The 24,601-nt window shown below is 40.5% G+C and carries 20 protein-coding genes; 8 read left to right on the top strand and 12 right to left on the bottom strand.

Annotated features, from left to right (window positions below; all coding sequences use genetic code 11):
• Window positions 1-40: 40 nt before the first annotated feature.
• Window positions 41-637 carry a Crp/Fnr family transcriptional regulator gene (locus OQX61_RS09815; RefSeq protein ID WP_265841478.1) on the bottom strand — a complete coding sequence of 199 codons (597 nt, stop codon included), beginning with the start codon at window positions 635-637 and terminating at the stop codon, window positions 41-43.
• 193 nt (window positions 638-830) lie between these two features.
• On the opposite strand from OQX61_RS09815, the gene OQX61_RS09810 reads away from it, so the two are divergent.
• On the top strand, window positions 831-3,818 hold the full coding sequence (locus OQX61_RS09810) for a glycoside hydrolase domain-containing protein (protein ID WP_265841477.1): 2,988 nt from the start codon (window positions 831-833) through the stop codon (window positions 3,816-3,818).
• A 101-nt stretch (window positions 3,819-3,919) separates the two neighbouring features.
• Here the strand turns inward: OQX61_RS09810 and OQX61_RS09805 are convergent, their stop codons facing one another.
• Window positions 3,920-7,036 (bottom strand): carboxypeptidase regulatory-like domain-containing protein, encoded by a 3,117-nt coding sequence (locus OQX61_RS09805; protein WP_265841476.1) that lies wholly within the window; start codon window positions 7,034-7,036, stop codon window positions 3,920-3,922.
• A gap of 333 nt (window positions 7,037-7,369) precedes the next feature.
• Here OQX61_RS09805 and lpdA point away from each other — a divergent pair, with 333 nt between their 5' ends.
• Both lpdA and OQX61_RS09795 read left to right on the top strand, forming a co-directional pair.
• A complete protein-coding gene (gene lpdA, locus OQX61_RS09800; RefSeq protein ID WP_265841475.1) occupies window positions 7,370-8,758 on the top strand; it encodes a dihydrolipoyl dehydrogenase in 1,389 nt (462 codons plus the stop codon).
• Between the two features lie 115 nt (window positions 8,759-8,873).
• Window positions 8,874-9,713 carry an MBL fold metallo-hydrolase gene (locus OQX61_RS09795; protein ID WP_265841474.1) on the top strand — a complete coding sequence of 280 codons (840 nt, stop codon included), beginning with the start codon at window positions 8,874-8,876 and terminating at the stop codon, window positions 9,711-9,713.
• A 149-nt stretch (window positions 9,714-9,862) separates the two neighbouring features.
• On the opposite strand, the gene OQX61_RS09790 is transcribed toward OQX61_RS09795, so the two are convergent.
• Window positions 9,863-10,696 (bottom strand): DUF6266 family protein, encoded by an 834-nt coding sequence (locus OQX61_RS09790; protein ID WP_265841473.1) that lies wholly within the window; start codon window positions 10,694-10,696, stop codon window positions 9,863-9,865.
• Window positions 10,697-11,200: 504 nt separating this feature from the next.
• Between OQX61_RS09790 and OQX61_RS09785 the strand changes: the two genes are divergently transcribed.
• Window positions 11,201-11,530 (top strand): YegP family protein, encoded by a 330-nt coding sequence (locus OQX61_RS09785; protein WP_265841472.1) that lies wholly within the window; start codon window positions 11,201-11,203, stop codon window positions 11,528-11,530.
• 70 nt (window positions 11,531-11,600) lie between these two features.
• Here OQX61_RS09785 and OQX61_RS09780 read toward each other — a convergent pair whose 3' ends face one another.
• Window positions 11,601-11,828: a helix-turn-helix transcriptional regulator gene (locus OQX61_RS09780; RefSeq protein ID WP_265841471.1), complete on the bottom strand. Its 228-nt coding sequence runs from the start codon at window positions 11,826-11,828 to the stop codon at window positions 11,601-11,603.
• 3 nt (window positions 11,829-11,831) lie between these two features.
• Complete coding sequence (locus OQX61_RS09775; RefSeq protein ID WP_265841470.1) at window positions 11,832-12,491, bottom strand: DUF2975 domain-containing protein; 660 nt, start codon at window positions 12,489-12,491, stop codon at window positions 11,832-11,834.
• Between the two features lie 378 nt (window positions 12,492-12,869).
• Between OQX61_RS09775 and OQX61_RS09770 the strand changes: the two genes are divergently transcribed.
• Window positions 12,870-13,730, top strand: coding sequence for an RNA polymerase sigma factor RpoD/SigA (locus OQX61_RS09770; protein WP_062547391.1), 861 nt, complete (start codon window positions 12,870-12,872; stop codon window positions 13,728-13,730).
• A 110-nt stretch (window positions 13,731-13,840) separates the two neighbouring features.
• Window positions 13,841-15,289, top strand: a complete 1,449-nt coding sequence (locus tag OQX61_RS09765) for a glyceraldehyde-3-phosphate dehydrogenase (protein ID WP_265841469.1) — start codon at window positions 13,841-13,843, stop codon at window positions 15,287-15,289.
• A gap of 88 nt (window positions 15,290-15,377) precedes the next feature.
• Here OQX61_RS09765 and OQX61_RS09760 read toward each other — a convergent pair whose 3' ends face one another.
• The gene (locus OQX61_RS09760; RefSeq protein ID WP_265841468.1) at window positions 15,378-16,361 is read right to left on the bottom strand and encodes an aldo/keto reductase; all 984 of its coding nucleotides are present in this window, start codon (window positions 16,359-16,361) and stop codon (window positions 15,378-15,380) included.
• Between the two features lie 162 nt (window positions 16,362-16,523).
• Between OQX61_RS09760 and OQX61_RS09755 the strand changes: the two genes are divergently transcribed.
• A complete protein-coding gene (locus tag OQX61_RS09755; RefSeq protein ID WP_265841467.1) occupies window positions 16,524-17,492 on the top strand; it encodes a M20/M25/M40 family metallo-hydrolase in 969 nt (322 codons plus the stop codon).
• A 3-nt stretch (window positions 17,493-17,495) separates the two neighbouring features.
• Here OQX61_RS09755 and OQX61_RS09750 read toward each other — a convergent pair whose 3' ends face one another.
• From OQX61_RS09750 to OQX61_RS09730, 5 genes are all read right to left on the bottom strand, one after another.
• A complete protein-coding gene (locus OQX61_RS09750; RefSeq protein WP_265841466.1) occupies window positions 17,496-17,762 on the bottom strand; it encodes a hypothetical protein in 267 nt (88 codons plus the stop codon).
• Between the two features lie 137 nt (window positions 17,763-17,899).
• A complete protein-coding gene (locus OQX61_RS09745; RefSeq protein WP_265841465.1) occupies window positions 17,900-19,567 on the bottom strand; it encodes a S41 family peptidase in 1,668 nt (555 codons plus the stop codon).
• Between the two features lie 67 nt (window positions 19,568-19,634).
• Complete coding sequence (locus OQX61_RS09740; protein WP_265841464.1) at window positions 19,635-20,258, bottom strand: HAD hydrolase-like protein; 624 nt, start codon at window positions 20,256-20,258, stop codon at window positions 19,635-19,637.
• A gap of 4 nt (window positions 20,259-20,262) precedes the next feature.
• A complete protein-coding gene (locus tag OQX61_RS09735; RefSeq protein ID WP_265841463.1) occupies window positions 20,263-20,760 on the bottom strand; it encodes a hypothetical protein in 498 nt (165 codons plus the stop codon).
• Between the two features lie 4 nt (window positions 20,761-20,764).
• Window positions 20,765-21,415: an ABC transporter ATP-binding protein gene (locus OQX61_RS09730; protein WP_265841462.1), complete on the bottom strand. Its 651-nt coding sequence runs from the start codon at window positions 21,413-21,415 to the stop codon at window positions 20,765-20,767.
• A gap of 65 nt (window positions 21,416-21,480) precedes the next feature.
• On the opposite strand from OQX61_RS09730, the gene sucC reads away from it, so the two are divergent.
• Entirely contained in the window at window positions 21,481-22,671 is a 1,191-nt protein-coding gene (gene sucC, locus OQX61_RS09725; RefSeq protein ID WP_265841461.1) for an ADP-forming succinate--CoA ligase subunit beta, read from the top strand.
• 484 nt (window positions 22,672-23,155) lie between these two features.
• Here the strand turns inward: sucC and OQX61_RS09720 are convergent, their stop codons facing one another.
• The gene (locus OQX61_RS09720) at window positions 23,156-24,490 is read right to left on the bottom strand and encodes a HAMP domain-containing sensor histidine kinase (protein ID WP_265841460.1); all 1,335 of its coding nucleotides are present in this window, start codon (window positions 24,488-24,490) and stop codon (window positions 23,156-23,158) included.
• Window positions 24,491-24,601 lie beyond the last annotated feature (111 nt).

Below are 24,601 nucleotides of genomic sequence, written 5' to 3'. Positions count from 1 at the left end.
CAGCCTGATCTTATGATCGAGATCATAAGATTAAAAACAATTACCGATATACCTTATGGTTATCTATCAGAAGTTCTCCTTTTTTTTCCAGAGATTTAATCGACCGGATGACTGTCTCCACCCTTAACCCGGTCAGGTTAGCAATTTGCTGTCTGGTGATTTCTACCCGGTATTTTTGATCCGAAGCGATACAAAATACCTTGATTTTAAAATAGTCGAGTAATTTCAGCACCCTATGTTCCGGTTCCTGAGAAGAAATCTCAGAAGCCATAATAGACCTGAAATAAAGTCTTTTCGCCAGGTTAACAGTCACAGCAAGATGAACATCAGGATTCTCTTTCAGCAGCTGCAAAAACCTGTTTTTGGGCAACAGGAAAAGCGCTGAATGTATTAATGCTGACGTATTAGTTGCATAAAGATCCTCAATAAACAACGGTGGTTCTCCAAAACTGTCACCAGCGGTAAACAAGCCCTGAACAAACTCCTTCCCACCATCGTTAAAGTTATTCATTTTGACCGCTCCATTTTGAATCTGAAAATAATACCTGGGGCTGTCTCCCTGTCTGAATACAATCTCCCCTTTTTCAAAAACCACGAGTTTAGCGCCAAACTTAATCAGCAAATCTTCATCAATCATGAGCATTCATTTAAACCTGACCAACCATACCTTACAACAGCCATAGCACAAACATTGTTTATTGCCCCTATTTTTCAACTGCAATCCCCCTTTACACTATCTACACTCATGATCAAACGATTGCGTTGACATTTATATCAATCTGATGATAAATAACACTTAATTTTAATATAAAATCAACACAACCGTTTTTATGAAAAAATACTTTGTACCATTTATTTTGGTATTTCTGACCGGAGCGGGGGCTGCATCGGCACAGGAACTAAAATATACCAATGGTAAAGATGCATGGAACCCCGACTCCCTGGGCAACCACCGCGTGGTCCTCCAGGTCACCAGTGATGGAACTGTAGCCAAAGCCATCATCCCCTGGCGCAGAAGAGACCTGCAACCCGAACTAAAAGAGATTTGGGTAGTAGATGCGAAAACCAATCAAAAGGTAAAACAAGTCAGGGCCGCGGAAATCAACAGAGAACAAGGCAGCATTTATTTTGAACCGACCTCTGGTGCCGGCACTTACTACGTTTATTACCAACCTTACAAAGTAGATGGCCGTTCCAATTATCCGAATGCCATTTACCTCCGGAGAACGGCCAATGGAAACTCCTCCCGGCCATCCGCAACCGCGAAAACTGCAACGGTAAAAGTACAGGAAATCCAATCGGTCAATGCCATGAACAGCAATTACCCGATGGAAATCATCGCCACTGCAAAAGAAACCAAAGACCTGATCAAAGCGCATCCACAATCCGCTTACCTGGTATTTCCGGAAGACCGTTTAAATCCGATAAAGATGACGGAGGACCTGCCGCAGCGCTGGATCTTAAAAGGACTAAAACCACAGTTTTCGGGTACTGCTGCTAAAGGAGAAAACTATGCTTTTCAACTGGGAATATACCCGGTAAAGCAGGACTTAAAGAACGTACAAGTAAAATTTACCGACCTTAAAAGTAAAACCGGAGCGCGAATCCCGGCCAGCATCCTTTCCTGCCTGAATACTGATGGGATCAACTGGAATACACAACCTTTACATAAAACGGTGGACGTAGCTAAAGCACAGGTTCAAGCCCTGTGGATATTGGCCAACCTTCCCAAAAATGCCGTTCCGGGGAGTTATACAGGTACCATCACTGTTACTGCCAATGGCGTTCCGGCTACCCCGATCCAGCTCAACCTGACCGTCAGCACGAAAACCTTAGCAGATGGTGGCATCAGTGAACCCTGGAAACAAACCCGTTTAACCTGGTTAAATTCTACCCTCGCGCAGAAAAACGACGTCATTGCCCCTTACCTCCCATTGGAAGTAAAAGCGCAGACCATCTCTTTGCTGGGCAGAAAAGTAGTGTTGAACAAAGACGGATTTCCGGCACAGATCCAAACGTTTTTTACCCCGGAAATGACTGATTTTTCGACTACCGGAAAAGACATCTTAACGGAGCCAATTCATTTCCATGTCAAAAAGGGTAAAGACATCGTCTGGAAAAACGGACCATTAATCTTCACAGAACAACAGCCGGGAACGGTAAAATGGACTACAACCAACACTTCCGACAGCCTGAAGATGGAAGTCGAAGGTGCTATAGAATTTGACGGTTTCCTGGCCTATACCGTGAAAATCATCGCCTTACAGGACCTAAAACTGAACGACGTCCGTTTGCACATTCCTTTTTCGGAACAGGCGGCTAAATACATGATGGGCCTTGGGTTAAAAGGCGGCAACAGACCGGATACCCTAAAATGGAAATGGGATGTAGCCCATAAAAATCAGGATGGCGCATGGATTGGCGATGTCAATGCAGGCCTGCAATACACCCTGAAAGACAATCATTACGTCCGCCCGCTCAATACCAATTTCTACTTACAGAAACCTTTGTTACTCCCAACTTCCTGGGGAAATGAAGGTAAAGGTGGTATCGATGTGTTTAAAAAAGGAAAATCCATTTTATCGGACAACTACAGTGGTGAACAAAACCTAAAAAAGGGTGACACCTTATATTACAACTTCAACCTACTCATCACCCCTTTCCACCCGATCAATACTGATTTTCAATGGAGCAACCGGTTTTATCATAAGTATGACAACCTGGACACGATTAAGGCAACCGGTGCAAACCTGATCAATATCCACCATGCTACACCAATAAACCCTTATATCAACTACCCTTTCATCGCGCATAAAGAGATGAAATCATACATCAATGAAGCGCATTTGAAAGGCTTAAAGGTGAAGATCTACAATACCGTGAGAGAGCTGTCTAACAGCGCTTATGAAACCTTCCCTTTACGCAGTCTGGGGCATGAGATTTATTCGCCCGGAACCGGCAAAGGGTATTCCTGGTTGCAGGAACACCTGGGCAAAGACTATATCGCTGCCTGGTACGTACCGGAAATCAAGGATGCCGCAGTGGTGAACAGTGGCATGAGCAGGTGGCACAACTACTATGTGGAAGGCATGAACTGGCTGGTACAAAACGTAGGCATCGATGGTATTTACCTGGATGATGTGGCCTTCGACCGTACCACGATGAAAAGGATCAAAAGAGTATTGACGAAAGACGGGCATCCGGGGATCATCGATTTACACTCTGCCAACCAATACAATAAAAGCGATGGTTTTAACAACAGCGCTAACCTGTATATGGAGCATTTCCCTTACCTGAACAGGTTGTGGTTTGGAGAATACTTCTATTACGACAAAAACAGTCCTGATTTCTTCCTGACAGAAGTTTCGGGGATTCCTTTCGGCCTGATGGGCGAAATGCTACAGGACGGCGGAAATGCATGGAGAGGAATGGTATACGGCATGACCAACAGGATGCCATGGAGTGATGGTGCAGACCCACGTCCGATCTGGAAAGCATGGGATAACTTTGGCATGCAGGGCAGCAAAATGATCGGCTACTGGGTAGAAAACAATCCGGTGAAAAGCAACAACGCCAATGTTCCGGTCACCATTTACAAGAAAGACAAAAGCGTATTGGTGGCCCTGGCCAGCTGGGCGCCAACAGATGTCAATATTAAATTAGCGATAGACTGGAAGGCCTTAGGTATCGACCCTGCGAAAGCAACGATTACCGCAGCGGAGGTTAAGAACTTTCAATCCGCAGCAAGCTTCAAGGCAGATCAGGAGATCCCTGTTACAGCAGGTAAAGGCTGGATGTTAGTGATTAAAGAAAACTAAGCACTGGATTTATAGCTCCTTTAAAATAGTAGAAATAACAGGTATAAAAAATCCCCGCTCCTTTTACAAGGGCAGGGATTTTTTATATTGAGTAATTACGTTTAGTTAAAAATATATCTGATACCAAACTGTGCAGCCCAACGAGAGCTAATTTGGTCAACGTTATATCCTGTACCAGCAGTTGGTGCTCTGAAAGTATAACCGCTACCAGTATAGCTAATCAATGAGTTAGCCTGATTGCTTAGGAAATAACCTCTACCCCAGTCTTTATTGATTAAGTTACCTACATTAAATACATCTACAGAAAGCTGAATTTTGTTTGAAGAACCTTTAATTAATGCACCTAAATCCTGCATTAATCTTAAGTCAAACTGGTGTTGCCAAGGCATACGTGCACCGTTACGTTCTACATATTCACCTCTTTTGCCTTTCAAATAAGGATCACTATCAATGTAAGCATTTAAGCTATTCCATTGCTCAGCTGCCGTAATGGTAGGTGCTGAAGAAGAAGTAATGTCTAATAATTTGATCTCAGAAGCGTTTCTAGGCACATAAATTAAATCATTACCATTAGAACCATCACCGTTTAAGTCACCGTTATATAAGTAAGTAAATGGATTTCCAGATCTTCCAGCATAGAATACAGCGATTGAAGTACCGAATAAACCTTGTTTACCATATCTTACCCCGTAGTTTAAGCTACCCACGATTCTGTGTTTAGTATCGAAAGTTGAATAAGCCAATGGCGTGTTGTTCGGATCGTTGACGATCTGGTTGAACTGCCAGTTAGATACAGCTGTTGAGCTGGTACCACTGTTTACGTCTTTTGCTTCACCGTAAGTATAGGCGATGGAAGCACCGAAACCACTATTAAATTGTTTTTGTAATTGAGCGGTGAAGCTATATGCAGAACCTTCGTCGCTATTTTGAAGTAAAATTGCGTTGGTTACATTAGGGTTCACTTTACCACCATAAGTTGGTCTGGTATCCTGACCACCAGACAATCCAGGAGCTAATGTTCCTGTTACGCCCTTGATGTTAAGATCCTTGTAAGTAATGTTGTTCAATGTTTTGCTGTAGATCGCCTCTAAAGTTGCAGAGATACCTGCAAATAATTTAAAGTCGGCAGCGAAGTTAGATCTGAATACCTGTGGTAATCTGAAGTTATCCTCGATTAAGTTTAACTGGTAGTTCCCTGGAGTTCCTACAGTAGACTGCAAGTTTGGATCCGGTTGGAAACCACCTGGGATTTGTGCATTTGAGGTTAATCTAACCTCTCCTGTTAACAAACCTGTATTTGTAAATTGGTTAGACAACCATACAAATGGTACACGACCAGTAAAGATACCAGCACCACCACGTAATTGTAAGCTTCTATCACCAAATACATCATAGTTAAAACCCACTCTTGGCGCAACTAAAGGCGTGCTTTTTGGTGTTCTGTCAGTTCTGTAACCGAATGAAGCTTCAGCTGCAGGATTGTTACCTGGTTTATCAAAGAATAATGGAACGTCTACTCTTAAACCAGCAGTTAATCTCAACTCAGGAGTTACCTGAATATCATCCTGTGCATAGAAACCTAATTGAGCAGCGCCAAATTTAGCTTCTGGATTTTGACCATTAATTGGGAAAATCACCTCTGCACGAGAAGGTTTGTTAGCTTCAAAATCAGCTAAATTATTGAACTGCCAGTAACCATATCTATTGTTTACGAATAAGTTTCTGAATTTGTAAAACTCGTTGTGAGTACCGATAGTGAAGGTATGATTACCTGCAAAAATCTTAAAGTTATCCGTGATCTCGAAGATATCCTGATCTAACTCATTAGCAGTACTGCTTCTTTCTGAACCGAAAGCAACAATATTACTTGAAGCGTTAAAGTTACGGATTTCTACCTGAGGGAATAAAGAACCTGAGACTGATCTTGCATCTCTGATTCTTGAATAACCTAATAATAAGTTATTTGATAAGGTTTCGGAGATCTGGCTTCTTAATTCTAAAACAGAGATGTTTTGATTACTGTTGTTTCTTCCACCATTGTTACCAAATTTGAAACTTGTTCCAGAACGGGAAAGTACATCATCATAAGCTTTAATATAGTTATGACGAACCATCAATTGATTTTTAGCGTTGATGTTCCAGTCTAATCTGGCAAATAATTTATCATTTTGAGTTTCGGCATCCTGTTCACCATAAGAACCTACATCATATTTGTATTTATCCAATACGTAAGCAGCTAATTTTTGTGCTTGTTCTACAGACAATACAGCACCTGGATCACCTGCATTATTTACAGTAGGTTGTTTTTTTCTACCTAGCTCACCATTCAGGAAGAAGAATAATTTGTCCTTCACGATTGGACCACCAATTCTGAAACCATAGGAGTAATCAGAGAAATCAGCAGATTTCAAACCGTTTGGTTGTTTACCTACAGTCGACTGGTTTCTTCCGAAGAAGTATGCAGAACCTTCTACTTTGTTTGTTCCTGAGCGTGTAATTGCGTTTACACCAGCACCGGTAAAGTTACCATAAGTGATGTCGTAAGGTGCTAATACTACTTGAATCTCCTGAATTGCATCCAAAGAAATAGGTTGCGTGTTTGCACCGCCACCTGGCGTGATTGAACTACTTGACGCTGCAAATACATCGTTATTAACGGCACCATCAATAGTGATACTGTTATAACGTTGATTGGCACCACCAAAAGAGTTACCATTTGCCTGAGGCGTTAAGCGGTAAAAATCCGATAAAGATCTGCTCAAAGTTGGCAGGCTCTCTAATTGCTCTTTACTGATACTAGTAGAAGCACCGTTTTTCTTGTTGTTAAAAATGGCACTTTTAGTACCTACCACCTGAACCTGGTCTAAAGTTACACCTTCATCTCTTAATACTACGTTTAGAATGAAAGGCTCCCCTAATTTAAGTACGATTCCATCGTATTCCTGTGGCTGGTAACCAACAAATGTTACCACAATTTTATAACTACCACCAACACGCATGTTTGCAATATTAAAACGGCCTTCAGAGTTTGTTGATACTGAGTAAGTTGTTCCGGTGGACACCTGTGTCGCTTTGACACTAGCGCCAGGCAAAGGCCCTTTAGCGTCGCGAACGCTACCCGTCATACTTGAGGTAGTAACCTGCGCATTTACGTTGGAGATTAATCCTACGAATGCAAAAATGATTACTGCAATCTTAAATAGTAAAGATTTCTTCATACTTTTTCTAATTATTGTTTGTTTTTTTATGATACTGCAATACAAGTTATCGGCACAAAGGTAAAAATTAAATCATCCAGCAGCACGGTCGCAATGTTAAATTATTATTAAATATCACAATAATTTTCAACATTTAACATCTTCTTTAACATATCAAACGTGCAGATTGTCAGCAAACTGTTAAATTTTCAAATAAATACAATAAGGGCTTCTCTGGGGCGATATTTAAATTAAAATCTCCGAAAATCAACAACAAAAATCTAACAGGCCGTATTACTGAACAATTTTTTTAATTTTGGCAATTACTTAAGTTAAAATTCCTTTATATAAGATATGAACTACGATGTAATTGTAATAGGCAGCGGTCCTGGTGGATATGTAGCTGCAATAAGAGCTTCTCAGTTAGGTTTGAAAACTGCGGTTGTAGAACGCGAATCTTTAGGCGGTATCTGCCTTAACTGGGGATGTATCCCAACCAAAGCCTTGTTAAAAAGTGCACAGGTTTTTGAATATATCAACCATGCTGCTGAATACGGTATTAAAACTGCGGAGGCTGAGGCCGATTTCGCAGCGGTAATCAAACGTAGTCGTGGTGTTGCTGATGGCATGAGCAAGGGTGTTCAATTCTTAATGAAGAAGAACAAAATTGACGTGATCATGGGTACCGGTAAAGCTAAACCTGGAAACAAGGTGGAAGTTAAAGCGGCTGATGGAACTCAGAAGGACTATACTGCAACCAGTATTATCTTAGCTACAGGTGGCAGATCAAGAGAATTGCCAAACCTGAAACAAGATGGTAAAAAAATCATCGGTTACAGACAGGCAATGGTATTGCCTGAGCAACCTAAATCTATGGTGGTAGTTGGTTCTGGCGCGATCGGTGTTGAATTTGCTTACTTCTACGCTACTTTAGGTACTAAAGTAACGGTAGTAGAATTCATGGAAAACATTGTTCCGGTAGAAGATGAAGACATTTCTAAACAACTATTGCGTAGCTTCAAAAAAGCAGGTATAGAGGTAATGACTTCTTCAAGTGTAGAATCTGTAGACACAAGCGGTACTGGCTGTAAAGTTCAGGTTAAAACTGCTGCAGGTATGGTGACTTTAGAATGTGATGTCGTTCTTTCTGCTGCTGGTGTTGTTGCAAACATTGAAAACATAGGTTTAGAAGAAACCGGCATTAAAACTGAAAAAGGTAAAGTGATCGTGGATGAGTTCTACAACACTAACGTAAAAGGTTATTATGCAATCGGTGATATCGTTTCCGGACAGGCTTTAGCTCACGTAGCTTCTGCAGAAGGAATTATCTGTGTAGAGAAAATTGCTGGTCACAAACCAGAGCCTTTAGACTACAATAACATCCCTGGATGTACATATTGCAGTCCTGAGATTGCTTCTGTTGGTTATACGGAGAAAGCAGCAAAAGCTGCCGGATATGAATTGAAAATTGGTAAATTCCCATTCTCAGCTTCAGGTAAAGCCAGTGCAGCAGGCGCCAAAGATGGTTTTATTAAAATGATCTATGACGCAAAATACGGTGAATTGCTAGGTGCCCACATGATTGGTGCGAATGTAACCGAATTGATCGCTGAGATCGTAGTTGCCCGTAAACTGGAAACTACAGGACACGAAATGTTAAAAGCTGTTCACCCGCATCCAACAATGAGCGAAGCCATTATGGAAGCTACAGCTGATGCTTACGGTGAAGTAATTCACTTGTAAATTATAAAATCGCCTTTTCTTTAGAACCGGCTGATTGTTTCAAAAAACCTGTTGAGCTTTTCAACAGGTTTTTTTTTACATTTATATTTTTACCATTACCTAATTCCATCTCCTCATGAACTTACATACGATCGATACCGGTTTATTTAAATTAGACGGCGGAGCCATGTTTGGTGTAGTACCCAAATCAATCTGGCAAAAAACGACACCTGCCGATGCCAATAATATGTGTACCTGGGCCATGCGTTGCCTGCTGATTGAAGATGGGGACCGGTTGATTCTGGTTGACAATGGCATTGGAGACAAGCAGGATGAGAAATTTTTAGGTCACTATTACCTGCATGGTGAGGATACCCTGGATCGCTCGCTGGCGGCCAAAGGTTTTTCCAGAGCAGACATTACCGATGTTTTTTTAACCCACCTGCATTTTGACCATTGCGGAGGTTCTATTGTTCGCGAGGGCGATAAACTCAGACCAGCGTTTAAAAATGCTTTTTACTGGAGCAATGCTAAACACTGGGATTGGGCTGTAAATCCCAACGACAGAGAAAAGGCTTCCTTCCTGAAAGAGAACATCCTCCCTATTCAGGAAAGCGGACAATTGCGTTTCATAGAAGATATAGAAGGCGTACAGTTTCATGAGGGGATCAACATCCGCTTTGCTTACGGACATACTGATGCCATGATGCTGCCGCAAATCCAATACAAGGGCCATACCATCGTGTATATGGCAGATCTATTACCTTCTGTAGCACATATTCCACTGCCTTATGTGATGGCCTATGACATGTTTCCTTTGCAAACCCTGACAGAAAAGAAATCCTTCCTACAGGAAGCCGCTGAGAAACAATATATCCTGATGCTGGAACACGATGCCGTAAACGAATGTTGTACGCTTCAGCAGACGGAAAAAGGCATCAGACTGGATCGTACCTTCGACCTGTCCAGCCTATAATTCAAGAAATTCTAACACAAAAATCTGCCGGCTTGTTAAATAAAGAGACCTGTTTAGGTTCCATTATTTTACAAGCCGTTTTTTCATAGGAATCCCCCAGTCCATTTCCGGACAGCCTTTCTCTTAACCAATAATTAACCCGGTATGGATTAACCAGGCTTTCCGGGTAAGTGCTCCAGTTGTTTTTTGAGCGCCTGATATTCCTTTTCCAGACATTTAAATGCTTTGGTTTTGGGTATCTCGCCGTAACTGGCTTTCAATTGCGCTGAATAACTGCCTTCCACCTGGTCAAACCTTGTTTTCACCTGCTGGTATTTCTCCTGCTGTAGTTTTTCTGTTTCATTTTGACCTTCACCATTCAGATTGCCCAGATAAACACTGTCGGACACCTTTTCGCCATCCGCAGAAATAAAGGAAATATAAGCTTCTATCTGTTGATTCAATACCTGCTCATACATCGGAATAAAGCATTTCCCTTCTGATCTTCTGGCCACATTCAGGTATTCCTGGTCTTTTCCGGTTTCCGGGCAACAAATCATGACCATCACACTGTCGTTATCCTGTAAGCCTGCATAATCTTTTGGATCCCAGGTGATTTCCAGTCCGCCGGCTAACTTATTTATTTTTAAATCAGCGGTTTCCGGCATGATGCCCTGACTGAGCTTAACCTTGCTGTAATCAATGCTGATATTAGGGTATTCGCCTTTTAAAGCCTGTTTTTTATGATAGGAAGTCGCTAAGTTATGTGCATTATGGACTGTTCCTCTGGCTTGCAAACCGTAACCTAGTTTAATAAAGCCGCCCATTCTTTTAAGCAGTCTGGTGGTGACGGCCATTTCCTGATAATTGGCCAGTTGAAGCGTACTTGGTTTCCCTTTTCTGCCGTTTAAGCGTACTACAGGCTGCCCGTTGAGCATATAAAAAACAAGATTGCCTACTTTTCCGTTGAGGTGGCCTTGTGGGCCGTTTGAAGCTATTGCCATATTAGAGTCGTTAAAGATTTGAGGTTGAGCGCAGTACTATACAGTATGATTATCATGAAGGTAGTCATAATGTTTGGGTTATCCCGCTAATGACATCATAATTATCAGGGTACTAAAAGAAAGTTATAAGCTGTTCTTCAAGGCTTTGACAGGGCTACAAGCCCTCCGAGGCCCTATCAACCCCCTGTTAAAACAGGAACAATACCCTGATAATTATAAGCTCATTACGAAGGCAGTACGGTAACATAGTAACCTTTGCAGGTTTTCATGCTGGCGGTGGCCTTATCCTGGTATAACCAGGGAGTCAAAAGAAATAGTTATTTCTATTTATGAATATTTGTTTCCAATAAAAAAACAGAAAATCTTCAACAATTAAGGGTATTTTAGAGATATCATTTCAAAATGAATAAAATGCTCATTATCAAAATATTGTTTTGATATGATTTTTTTTATAAATTGAAATAAAAACCTCAACCTGAAAACAAAAAACTAATAAAAACGATTATGGGAAAATTCGAAATCAAAACAAGAAAGAACGGCGAATTTCAATTCGATTTGAAAGCAGGTAACGGCCAGGTTATCTTAACCAGTGAAGGCTATACGACCAAAGCCAATTGTCAGAACGGAATTGAATCCGTTAGAAAGAACTCCAAAGACGACAGTAAGTTTGACAAAAAGACATCTACCAATGGAAAGCCTTATTTCAATCTGAAAGCAACCAACGGACAGATTATTGGTACCAGTGAAATGTATGAATCGGAAGCTAGTCGCGACAACGGCATTGAATCCGTTAAAAAGAATGCGCCAGACGCGGAGGTTTCGGACCTTAGCTAAGCGCATATATAAAAAATGAATAAGGCCTGTCAGTTTCATTTGAAAAACTGACAGGCCTTATTTTTATGCTTTATTTATCCTTATGGGATTCTAAATCCTTACGATACGCTAAAATATCACCGGGTTGGCAATCCAATGCCAGACAGATCGCGTTCAGTGTTTCAAAACGAATCGCTTTTGCTTTCCCTGTTTTCAAAATGGAAAGGTTTGACATGGTAATGCCCACCTGCTCCGTTAATTCTGTTAATGACATTTTCCGCTGGGCCAACACCACATCTAAATTCACCACTATCGCCATCTTTTATATCGTTAATTCATGTTCCTGCTGCAACTCGTATCCTTTTTTGAAAACATACATGATCACCATTGTGATCATTCCCGCTGCAAATAAGATATAGTTAAAATCAAAGTAGTATTCCACCTGATAATTGGTAAACCTAAACAATTCTTGTTTCCTTAGAAAAGCCAGTACATCTCCTACCCAGAGCAATATGCTCAATGAAATGCAAAAAAAGCCAATTTCTTTAATACGGTTGATATTTTTTAAGGTAAAAATCTCCCCTTTTGCGGAATCGTCCAAAAAATAGTATAATTTACTGAACACCTTGAAGCTAATAATGAGCACAATGATGCCCAGAATAGTCATTATTATTGCATAAAAGGAAATCATGTGATTATCCTGATGAAGGTTATATACGGTACCCGTCACCATATCGCTCTTTTTCAAATTAAAAACATAGCCATCTCTGCCGTTTATATGCAAAGAATCCCCTGATTTGGTAATGATATTATCAAAAACGGCATTCTGAAACTGGGGTTGCAGTGGCTTTAATTCTTCATCTGCATTCCAGCCTTTCCTGAAGGCCGGGCTATGGTCATAAACAGCCCAAATCAATAAAATAGCAGAAACCAGGAGCAAAATCCCCTTGATTATCCGGATAAATTTTAGATCTTTTCTCATTTTCACAGTTTTTTGCGGTTATTATCAGAGCTTTTTGCTTTTTGTCAGCTGACAGATTCGCTCTCTTTATCGAAATTAATATTCCGCAATAAAGAATTTTGCATTCTGACTTCTGTTAGACAAATCACATTTCTAAACAAACATAACAGATTTATTATTATAAATCAAAATATATTTATTGAGAAACAATAAATATACACCTATTCACAATACCGACATAAAATACTGACAAAAGTATTTTGGAATAATTATTGCTACTTAAAATCTGTAGAAATACCAGTTGTAAACTGTAACATTTTCAGGAATTTAAGTTTTCAAATTGCCTTTAAATTCTTACTTTTGCAAGTTCAAACACATAACGAGTACCAAAGCATATAAATGAGACAACTCAAAATCACGCAATCCATTACCAATCGCGAAAGTCAGTCTTTAGACAAGTACCTTCACGAAATTGGTAAAGTAGATTTAATCACCGCCGAAGAAGAAGTAATATTAGCAAGGAAAATACGCGAGGGGGATCAGGCCGCATTAGAACGTTTAACCAAGACCAATTTACGTTTCGTTGTTTCAGTAGCGAAGCAGTATCAAAATCAAGGTTTAACACTAGGAGATTTAATCAACGAAGGTAACCTGGGTTTAATTAAAGCTGCAAAGCGTTTCGATGAGACTAAAGGTTTCAAGTTTATCTCTTATGCTGTTTGGTGGATTCGTCAGTCTATATTGCAGGCAATTGCTGAGCAAAGTCGTATCGTTCGTTTGCCATTAAACCAGGTAGGTTCATTAAGCAAAATCAGCAAGGCTTTTTCTAAGCTTGAGCAGGAATTTGAGCGTGAGCCTTCTCCGGAAGAATTAGCAGATATCTTAGAAACTACGGTTGATAAAATCTCTGATACTTTAAGTAACTCCGGTCGTCACGTATCTATGGATGCACCTTTTGTTCAGGGTGAAGAAAATACATTGTTAGATGTATTGGAAAATCATGAGCCAAATACGGATAGCAGTTTGATCAATGAGTCTCTTTCTGAAGAGATCAAACGTTCTCTTTCTACTTTAACAGAACGTGAGCGCGAAATCATCGTACTTTTCTTCGGATTAAGCACTAACCACCCACTATCTTTAGAAGAGATTGGTGAGAAGTTTAACCTGACCCGTGAGCGTGTACGTCAGATTAAAGACAAAGCGTTACAACGTTTACGTCATACTTCAAGAAGTAAAATCTTAAAATCATATCTGGGCTAGTCTGTTAGTTCCATTTAACACCTTGTGTGATAAATTTATAAAGTAAAAAGGTTGGGTATCTCGCTCAATCTTTTTTACTTTTGTGGCATTCTAACCAAAAATATTGCCACATGCTAAAGAAGTACCAATCCGAATTCCAAAGTTGGATTGAAAAAGAAAAAAAAGCCATCGAGCTGATTAATGTCGTAGGCCAGCTCTGGTTCGACAGATCCATTGAACTTGTATTGTTCCGCAAACCTTTATTTGATGTTGGAAGTAGCGAAATTCTTTCTCATCACCAGTACGCGAAACAAATCAGCGGAAAAGACATCAGTATCTATGAAACCCTGGAGCTTGCGCTGACCATTTCAAAATGTAACCTTGCTCCATCCCGTATTGACATCGGCCGTCTAGCTTCAGAATGGCTGGAAGACAATGACCACTACCCTACCATCCACGACTTTGTGGTGAGTAAACTCAGCAAACACATCGGTAAAGACAAAAGAAACTTAGTCCCTAAAGACGTGGTATTATTTGGTTTCGGTCGTATTGGCAGAATTGCCGCCCGCGAGTTGATTCTTCAAGCCGGTAAAGGTGAACAATTGCGCTTAAGAGCAATCGTAACCCGTAGTTACAGTGATGAAGAACTGATCAAAAGAGCAGAACTTTTACGTACGGATTCTGTACATGGCCCGTTCAATGGTACCATTACAGAAGATTTTGAAAATAAAGCGCTGATCATTAATGGTCAGACCATCTATTTTATTGTTGCCAAAGAACCGGAAGACGTAGATTATACCACCTATGATATCCATGATGCCTTATTAATCGACAACACTGGTATTTTCCGCGACCGTGAAGGTCTGAGCAGACACCTGGTTGCCAAAGGAATCAGCAAAGTCTTATTAACTGCCCCTGCAAAAGGAGATATCCTGAATGTAGTGGCCGGAATTAATGACTCAGGCATTGATTATGAGTCGGAGACCATTTTATCGAATGCCTCTTGTACCACCAATGCCATTGTACCGGTATTGAAACTGATTGACGATGCTTTTGGCATTGAAAAAGGACATATCGAAACGGTTCACTCTTATACGAATGACCAGAATTTACTAGACAATTACCATAAAAAATATAGAAGAGGCAGAGCTGCTGCTTTAAACCTGGTGATCACAGAAACCGGCGCTGATAAAGCGGTGGCTAAAGTAATCCCCCATTTAGGTGGCAAACTGACTGGAAATGCAGTGCGTGTTCCTACACCGAATGTTTCACTGGCGATCTTAAACTTATCCTTAAACACAGTAACGTCCAAAGAAGAAGTGTCTGAAATTTTAAGACAGGCTTCCCTTTTCGGAGATTTATCAGAGCAAATTGAATACTCTATTTCAAATGAACTGGTGAGTACTGATTTAATCGGTAACAGTCATGCTTCGATTATTGACGGACCAGCTACGATTATGGCCAAAGACAATAAGTCTGTGGTTTTATACGCCTGGTATGACAACGAATATGGCTATACCAGACAAGTGATCCGTTTGGCTAAAAAACTGGCAGGGGTAGTGAGGTTAACTTACTACTAATCCAGGAAAAATTGATTTAAAAAGGGCGGTGTTTTAAAAAACACCGCCCTTTTTAATTTAACTGCGAGAAAATTACCTGCAGTAATCTTTAAAACTGAGGTAGATGAGGTTTCGTTTGCATGATATCCTCAATATCTGTCATCACCTGTTCCGTAAGCAAAGGCAAGACCTCCAGGGTAGTCAGGTTTTCTTTGAGCTGTGCTGTTTTCGAAGCGCCTAAAATCACTGAACTCACATTTGGATTTTTTAAACACCAGGCCAGAGATAATTTGGCCAGCGGAACATTCAATTCATCCGCAAGTCCCTGAAGTTTTTCGGCCTTTTTCAATTTCTCTTCATTCAATACGGCATCCTTCAGCCACTCCATCCCTTTCAGTTCTAAACGGGTATCTTTAGTCCCCCCTTTGGTATATTTGCCCGACAATAAGCCGGAGGCCAATGGCGACCAGATGGTGGTACCCAATCCATATTCCTTGAACAACAACTGGTATTCATTTTCCATTTTATGACGTTCCAACAGGTTGTATTGTGGTTGTTCCATCGTAGGACCAATTAAGTTGTACTGTTTTGCTACCCGAATGGCCTCCATAATTTCTGAAGCACTCCATTCTGAAGTTCCCCAGTACAGGATTTTCCCTTGTTGTAATAAGGTATTCATTGCCCATACGGTTTCTTCAATCGGGGTGTTTTTATCTGGCCTGTGGCAAAAATAAAGATCCAGATAATCTACCTGTAACCGTTTTAACGCCCCGTTACAAGCCTCAATAACATGCTTACGGGATAAACCCATCCGATTTGGCCCTTTGTTTTCTGTCCCAAAAAAAACTTTACTGGACACCACAAAAGACTCCCGCTCCCATTTTCTGGCTTTAATGATCTTTCCCATCACCAATTCAGATTTACCTTCCGCATACCCTTCGGCATTGTCGAAAAAGTTAACCCCTGCATCATAAGCAATTCCCATTAATTCATCAGCGGTCTGGTCGCTGATCTGATTTCCGAAAGTAAGCCAGCTACCCAAAGAAAGTGCACTAACCTGTAATCCTGATTTCCCTAAACGTCTATATTCCATTTCCTGTTATTTATTTTATGAACTGATCTCACCCGTTCTATGGGCATTAGCCCTTTTAAGGGGCATTAGAAAAACACCTGTTCCTTAATTAAGTTTTCTCTATCCGGGATTGAACTAGATATCCATCATTTTTTTACCTTTATATAACAAGAGCCCATAAAAATGAAAACCTACCTGCTAATTCCTTTAATCGCACTGTTGAGTTGTAATTCCGTTAAGAATCAGAGTCAGGCGCAAAACACGGCTTCCTACACTAAAACAGAGCAACAATTACTGAAGGATGTGGAGATCTTATCTTCTGATGCTTATGAAGGCCGTAAGACAGGCACCAAAGGCGCCGAGATGGCAAGAGCATACATTAGCGGTCGGTTCAAAGAGATTGGCTTAAAACCGCTCCCTACCCTTACCGGGTATGAACAGGATTTCTCTTTCCCGGACCGATCAGGTGCTAATAAGACTATTTCCGGCAAAAATATGCTGGCTTATATACCGGGGAAAATGGAAGAAGTCATTGTTATTTCTGCACATTACGACCATGTGGGGGTGATCAGGGGCGAGGTTTACAATGGTGCCGACGACAATGCTTCCGGCGTTGCAGCCTTATTGAAATTTGCGGAGCATTTTAAAAAGAATAAACCCAATTACACCCTGGTATTCGCTGCTTTCGATGCAGAAGAAATGGGATTGAGAGGCTCAAAGGCTTTTGTAGCCCAGCCTCCTGTGTCTTTAGAAAAGATCAGATTAAATGTAAATATGGATATGATCAGTCACAACGACAAAGGAGAACTTTATGCTTGTGGCACGTTTAAACATCCGGACTTAAAAAAGTATTTCATCACGACCAGGCCAACGATTAAAGTACTGTTCGGGCATGATGACCCAAAAACCGGCAATGACGACTGGACCAATCAAAGTGATCAGGGTTCATTTAACGCGAAAAATATTCCCTTTATATATTTTGGTGTGGAAGACCATAAGGATTATCACAAGGCCTCGGATGAGTATAAAAACATCAATAAAAAGTTTTTTATCGATGCTGCTGCTTCCATTCAGGAAATCATTGACAACATCGATAAAAAACGTGACCTGCAATCCATCTTCAGAGAAAACCTCCAGATGAATAAGCAATAGGATTTAGAATTCTATGGCTAGAAGACTGTTTAAAGGGATATGAACCCCGCTTTTCAATTGCAGATATTTTTCAGTCACCTGCCATACTGTAGTAGAAACCGTTTTAGGTCCTTCTTTAGTGTTAAAGGAGATGTCTGCTTTGGATTTAAATTCATTTCCAAGGCGTTGTGCCGAATTCAATTTGTCTCTTAATTCTTCAGTATGGTTCTGCTCAGCTGGTATGATCTGGCTGATGTCTATTGCTTCTTTTTCGATTAATTCCCCGATCATAATACTCTGTCTTAGTTCTAATAAATATGCGTTTAAGCATTTAAAATCGCAATAAAAAGCCGCAGATCAAAGCCAATTTTTACATAACTGTGTAAATAGGACTTTACAATCTTCAAAAAACTCTGATTAACAGCGCTTTAATTTTTCAGTCTGTAACGGGTTTCCACCATACCTGCAGCACCCATATTGTCATTTGAGAAGTTTGTTCGCATCAATTTCGCAGGAGTTGCGCTTATACCCTGACCTACTGAAGAGCTGCGACTGGCCAATACGGAAGGAGCAACCGGAGCTAGTACCGAAAGTGCTTTATTCAGATAACTTTCTCTCGGATCTCCAAAATCATATCTGGAATCATCAAAAAGACTATTTTCTCCGACATCTGCATAGTCAGGTTTAATTCCGGCATAATACCCGCCTTCTCCTCTGGAATTCTTACTTTCAAAACTAGGCAAATACACCGAATAGTGCTTATCCAGCGTGATAGGAAAGAAACCTACCGGCTTACCATAAGTGGTCTGACCTACGAGTTTTACACTCTGAACATGTGGTTTTATACAGTTAATCAGCAATTCACTTGCAGAAGCTGTATTTTCAGAAACCAGAAAGAATATATTCTTTACGCCATTTAATGGCCCTTTTTTTGAAAAATTAAAAACATTGCCGGCATCGGACCAGTCAACATTTGCAAGTGTTAACAATTTCCCGGCACTATTGTAAACGAATTTGCCATCAGCACCTTTTAAAGGTTGATTGGCAAGAATCGTCGCATTTCCACTCTTCATCGTGTTGTTGTACGTTTCCTTAAACATCACGCCAGTGGTATTGGCAGGGGCGATCAGGTTGAGTAAATACTCAGCGGCCTGTACGGAGCCACCTCCGTTATACCTTAAATCGATCACTAAATCACTCACATTGCTGGCAGCAAAAATGGCAAATACGGGATCAATTCTGGAATCCGAGGGATTGTTATCATTAGGTACAGTTAATACAGAAAAACGTGCATATGCCAGGTAGCCGATTTTTTTACCTCCCTGATCAATTACTTTAGAAGTAAAAACCGGACTGCTGGTGTATTTGGTCACTTTTAAGGGAACATTGGTAAAAACAGTTCCATCTGTTCTTACGCCAGAAACGGTGGTGCTGGTAAGCGACCCATTTAAAACCCCATTGATGACTCCTACTTCCGCATTAAAATTAGTCCCTATAGACTGCCCGCCAATATTGGTAATCCGGGTTCCCCTGGTTATTTTGGCTAAATCTGCCGGTGAATTTGTGTAAACACCTTTGACATAGAGTTGATAATTATTATTATCTCCATAACCCTGAAAATTTAAAATACCCATATCGAAGCCGATATCCTGTAAATCTACACTGGCTTGTGTGCTTGCAATACTGCTCTGATTTCCATTGGAATTATTTTCATCCCTGATAAATGCATATTTCGGACTTGAGGATCCTGGAACAGTTTCAAAGGTCGAATATTTGGTGATGTTGAACAGCTCATTGTTAAAATTAGCCAGGTCTGTACTTAATCCTTTGTAGGTTCTGGGATCAAAGACATCATAAGTTGGTAAGGTTTCATTCCAATAATAGATCTGCTGTGCATATAAGAACAGGGAATCATTGGTTAGCTCACGCCTGTCGGTAGTAGGCGTTTGTTTGGTATTTGTTCCGGTGCCAGGCTGTGGTACAGTTACAGCCTTAGCTTCCGGAATAACCTTATTTTTTTTACAGGCACTAAACACAACAGGAAGGAGTGTCAATCCTATAATTATATACTTTCTATATATTGTACTTTTCATCATCTGTAGGAGATTTACATTTACAAAAGTATAACAATAAAATCTCATTACCGCATGATACTCAGCAACTTTAGTCCAATTTCTCCTCCAAAACCTCTGAAACAGACAAATATCCGACATTTGCATTCCGGGCACATTCCTGATCTGCGGCCTTCGCTCCGATCATCAGCACCTGTTCTGGTTTTAAATTATGGCGTTCCAGGATCATTTCTATTCCTTTTGTGCCGGGTTTAGGTTCCGATTCTTCAGAAAAATAAACGATGAGGTTCTTTTCCAGTCCATTCCATTCTACCTGTTTGATTTTATTTAATTGCATTAAGGAATCACCATCTACAAATAAAAATATTTGTTTGCCGGCAGCAACTATATCCTGTAAGAAAGTAAGCGCTTTATTATAAATCAGCAATTTCAATGGCAGCTTTGCATTTTGCATAACCAGATCAAAATTAACTTTATACTTCTCTGGAATTTTGAATTCCGCAGCCGTTTTTTCAAATAGGTTTTCCGGTCCTTCAGCAAGGTATTGCTCCTGCATATATTTTACAATATCCGCAGAATTCAATTGCTCACCGTATTCAATAAACTGCGCGAACAGATAGTATACCTGTAATAAATAATCTTTTTCAGGATAAAGGACATTGTCCAGTTCAAAAACGAATGCTTGTTTGTCTTTTAATAATTGCTCAGGCATCATGGGCTTAGGAATTGAGGGTAAATAAAACAGGTTTCAGGCCTTCAGGGCTGTCAACGGTATAAAACACACCATTCAATTTTTCTTTTATACCCAGTTCCTTTTGTGCTTCGGTCGCATTTTCAGGGAATTGCAAGGTACCATCCTGGTAGAGTGCCCAATCACCGGATTGCTTTCCTGTGTTCAGGAATTTAGGCAAATCAGCTGGTTCCGGAAGCAATACACGAATACCAAACTCTTCGAACAAGACCATAGATTTAGCGACTGCCTCAATTTCAAAATCGTGTATTGGCAAGAGTACTTCTATTTCCTGATCCAGACAATTGTTCAGCAAAGCATGTGCAGTGGTGTCGTCATTCCTGATGCCTAAAGAATGCATTTGATAAGCCGGGGAAGAAAATGCGGGCATATCTCCGTAATCGGCAAGTAGTATATGGTGGCTGGCAAAAGCTTTCAGCAGCTTTAATGCTGAGGCAGATTTACCTCCTGTAATTAGTATGTTCAAAATATTATATGATTAATCCGTCTTTCATGGTGACTACCCTGTCACTGATTTCTGCTAGTCCTTCATTGTGGGTAACGATCACGAAGGTTTGTTTAAAGTTATCGCGCAGGGTGATAAAAAATTCGTGTAAGGCATTGGCATTTGCCGAGTCCAGGTTTCCGGAAGGTTCATCTGCCAGGATAATCGCAGGACGGTTCACCAGGGCTCTGGCTACTGCAATCCTTTGCTGTTCTCCGCCCGACAATTCATTCGGTTTATGCGAGGCCCGATCCTTCAATCCTAAGAGGTCTAAAAGCTCCATTGCGCGGTGCTCTGCCTCTTTTTTGCTGGTTTTAGCGATAAATGCAGGGATACAGATGTTCTCCAGCGCACTAAACTCGGGCAACAGGTGATGAAACTGAAAAACAAAGCCTATGTTTTTGTTACGAAATACACTAAGTAGTTCTCCGGAGAGCTGATTTACTTTGGAACCATTTAATTCTACAGTTCCCTGATCTGGCTTGTCCAAAGTGCCCAAAATGTGCAGCAAGGTGCTTTTACCCGCACCGGAAGCGCCGATGATGCTGACAATTTCTCCCTTTTCCACCTCAAAATCTACCCCTTTAAGGATGGGTAAATTTCCATAAGCTTTCTTTATACCTGTTGCTTTTAGCATAAATGCAAACTTACTGTTTTTAAAACCAATCTGAAATTGTAGATTTGGACAAATTTTTTCAGCAAATGAATATCCACGAATATCAAGGTAAAGAAATACTTAAAAGTTTTGGTGTAGCCGTACAAGAAGGCGTCGTTGCCCATACGGTTGAGCAGGCTGTAGAAGCGGCTAAAAAAATGAAAACCGACTACAATTCTGATTGGGTTGTGATTAAAGCACAAATCCATGCAGGCGGAAGAGGTAAAGGCGGTGGCGTAAAGCTGGCGAAAAACCTTGAAGAAGTTAAACAAAGAGCAACCGATATTTTAGGTATGCAACTGGTAACTCCTCAGACTGGCCCGGAAGGAAAGAAAGTTAACAAGATTTTAGTAGCACAGGATGTTTACTACCCTGGAGCGTCTGAAACTAAAGAATTCTATGTGAGCGTGCTTTTAAACCGTTCAACAGGAACTAACATCATTATGTATTCTACCGAAGGTGGAATGGACATTGAAGAAGTTGCAGAAAAAACACCTCATTTAATATTCAAAGAAGAGATTGACCCTAAAGTTGGTCTTCAAGGATTCCAGGCTCGTAAAATCGCCTTCAATCTAGGATTAAGTGGTGCTGCTCATAAAGACATGGTGAAATTTGTTACCGCGCTTTACAAAGCATATGACGCTACTGACTCTGCAATGTTTGAGATCAACCCGGTATTGAAAACTTCTGATGACAAAATCATCGCTGTTGATGCTAAAGTTGACTTAGATGAGAACGCATTGTTCCGTCATCCTGATTATGCAGCAATGCGTGATAAACTGGAAGAAGATCCAACAGATGTGGAAGCAAGTGAGTCTAACTTAAACTATGTGAAATTAGATGGTAACGTTGGCTGTATGGTTAACGGTGCTGGTTTAGCAATGGCGACCATGGACATCATCAAAATCGCAGGTGGTGAGCCGGCTAACTTCTTAGACGTAGGTGGAACTGCAAATGCACAAACTGTAAAAGCAGGTTTCAACATCATCCTTAAGGATCCAAATGTTAAAGCTATTCTGATCAATATCTTTGGTGGTATCGTTCGTTGCGACCGTGTAGCTCAAGGTGTAATCGATGCTTACAAAGAAATCGGTGATATCCCTGTGCCAATTATCTGTCGTTTACAAGGTACTAATGCCGCTGAAGCGAAACAGTTAATCGATGAGTCAGGATTAAAAGTATATTCTGCAATCGCATTGAAAGATGCAGCAGATTTAGTAACTAAAGTATTGGCATAAGCACCAATCCTTTTATCCATAAAAAAGTCAGTTGTTTATTCAGCTGGCTTTTTTTTTATGGAAAAAATTTTCGCTCTGGGATTCTCCCCGCCACTTACAGGGATTTCCTGATTATTTCCCGCTCCACAGGCCTTTAAAAACAAAAGCGGCCTACAGTCATCCAACTGTAGGCCGCTTTAACCAAATATAAATTAAACGAGCTGACACAAATATAGAATTTAAACACATAATTCACAATTTATTTCAAAATAAATATCGATAAAAATGATTTAACCACAAAATAATAGCTTAAATAACCATAAAAGCACACAAATAAACCAAAAACAACAAAATAAACTAAAAATACAACCCAAAAAAGATTCAATTATTTTACAAAACAGGAATATTTTGATATTTATTGTGATAAAATTGAAAAACACCAACAAAAACAAGGTAAAATCCGGATATAATTGACTTAAATTCAAAAAAGACTAAAACAAAAAGACTAAACAGCCTGCAATTTCAAGGAAATATAAAAAACAGAGCCTTTACCGATTTCAGTTTCGAACCAGATATTTCCTTGTTGCTTTTCCGTATACTCCTTACACAAGAGTAAGCCCAGTCCGATTCCCTTTTCATTATTGGTTCCATAGGTAGCGGAGGCGTTAAGCTGGAACAGGCGTTCCTGCTTTTCAGGCGTTATGCCGATTCCATTGTCAGATATGATGATCAAGCCACTTGCACCACGGTAACGGGTGGAAATGACCACCTCTCCACCCTCAGGCGTGAATTTTAAAGCATTAGACACCAGATTCCTGATCACCAGATGTAACATGTCGTGATCAGCCATGACATGGAGTCGCCCTGCAGTCAGCATCTCCAAACGGATTCCTTTTTTAACGGCGATGGCATGTTCTACTTTCAACCAGTCCCGGAGCGCTTCATTTATATCCAGAGCCTCAAGTGTCACATTATCCCCTTTGACCTGCATCTTAGACCAGGATAGCAGATTCAGGAGCATTTCAGACGTATCTCTGGTAACTTGCAACAATTGTCCTTTTATCAATTGCTTTTCTTTCTCCTCCAGATCTATGGCGTTCAGAATTTCCAGGTAACCCTGGATGGAATTCAGGGGCATCCTGACATCATGAGCCACAATAGACAATAGCCGGTCTTTTTCCCTGTTCAAATACTCCAGCTCGGCCTTTTGCAATAAAATCTCCTCTTTTTGAGCTTCGATCTCCTGGTTACGCTGTTCTACAGACAATCGCTCATGCTCATAATTTATCCGGATATAACGTATAGACAAAAAGATTAAAATCACTGAAACGAGGTAGGCAACCGCAAAATCAATGGTTTTTGCTAAAGGGCCGGGGTAGAGGTCCGGCGCCAGTTGCGGCCGGCAGAACTCTATTACCAGCACAGCTAACACCAACAGTATATTTACCGGCACCCAGAACTTATATTGCGCTTTTGGGATAATGGCAATAATGAAAAAAAAAGAAAGTGCAAACAACAACACATTCGGGCCAAGGATCCCCGAGTTGTAAAAATAGCAATAGACAAAAGTGAGGTTGCTCATGATACAGAACAGTGTAATGGCAAGAGAAGACTTCCGTTTTACTTTGGAAAGATAGTATAGTCCGGAAATTAACACCATGCATACGCAACCTACCCAGACCAGCACCTTAAGGTTCATTAAATAATTATATGGCGACACGATGAACATGGCGAAAAACGCAAAAATACACATGGTATTAAAAATGCGCTCTTCCAGAGAAAACTCCGCGATTTTGCCAATAGAATTTTGCCAGAAATAGTTTTTATGATTTGATTGCACGTTAATTGAGATTGAGATGTCGCCGTGCAAACTTAATATAATAAGAAACATTAAAAAAATCATTCTACAATTGAAGATAAGCGCCTGGTTCTTCCTGATTTATTGATTAAA

The sequence above is a fragment of the Pedobacter sp. PLR genome, from assembly GCF_026239675.1.
Classification (GTDB): Bacteria; Bacteroidota; Bacteroidia; order Sphingobacteriales; family Sphingobacteriaceae; genus Pedobacter.
This window is presented reverse-complemented; position numbering and strand designations above follow the sequence as displayed.